Annotated in this window: 1 pseudogene; it reads left to right on the top strand. The window is 49.6% G+C overall.

What is annotated here, in order from left to right:
* Nucleotides 1-132 precede the first annotated feature (132 nt).
* Nucleotides 133-1123: pseudogene (gene istA, locus R7093_RS24065) on the top strand (IS21 family transposase); the annotation flags it as partial.

Below are 1123 nucleotides of genomic sequence, written 5' to 3'. Positions count from 1 at the left end.
TAGCCTAACTCCGAAATCGGTGATCGGAATAGCGAAAACCGCGATCGGAATGCCCGAAATCCTTCCTTTTTCTCTTTTAAATCAATAACTCGCTATTCTTTGCTTCTTAAACAAGAACGTAAGGAAGCGACAATGGCCAAAAAGAGAACTCCAATGAACAAAATCAAAGAGGTATTACGCCTTAAGTACGACTGCGGTCTCTCCAATCGCAGCATCGCTTCTTGCCTGAAACTCGGCCCCTCCACCATCTCGGAACTCCTGACTCGCTTTAAACAAAGCCAACTTGGTTGGCCTCTACCCGAAAGTTGCAGCGATGCTGATCTCACGCAAGCGCTGTATCACGGCAAGAAAGCCAGTCGCGATAAAGTCATGCCAGACTTCACGCAATACGCAGTCGAACTCAGACGTAAAGGCATGACGAAGATGTTGCTCTGGCAGGAATATCATGAGCAATATCAAGAGAAAGCTTACGCTTACACTCAGTTCTGCGAGCACTTCACTCGTTGGTTCAAAACCCAAAAGCGCAGTATGCGTCAGCTCCATGTTGCAGGTGATAAGCTGTTTATCGATTACTGTGGGCCTCGGCTTCAAGTGGTCAACCCTGATACAGGTGAAGTGCGCGAAGCAGAAGTGTTCGTGGCGACCTTGGGCGCGTCCAATTACACCTATGTTGAAGCCTTCTCAAGCCAAGGTAAGTCATACAGGTTAGAGGCGCGCCAATGCGTTAGAGCACCTCGGCGGCGTACCACAACACTTGGTTCCCGATAATCTGCGTAGCGCGGTCACCAAAGCGAATCGCTATGAGCCAAGACTGAACGACAGCTATCAGAAACTGGCCAATCACTATCAAACCGCCGTGATGCCTGCTCGCCCTTACAAACCGAAAGACAAAGCCAAGGCAGAGAATGCCGTGCTCCTAGTGGAACGTTGGATCATGATGCGGCTGCGACACCAAACCTTCCATACCTTCAAGGCGCTGAATCTCGCTATCCGAGAACTCATGAATGAATTAAACCCACGTGAGATGAATCACTATGGCGCGAGTCGACAATCACTGTTCGACAAACTCGATAAGCCTGCGTTAAAGCCCCTCCCCAAACCGCGTTACCTGTATACCGAAACC

Source organism: Vibrio sp. 1580 (assembly GCF_033340055.1).
This window is presented reverse-complemented; position numbering and strand designations above follow the sequence as displayed.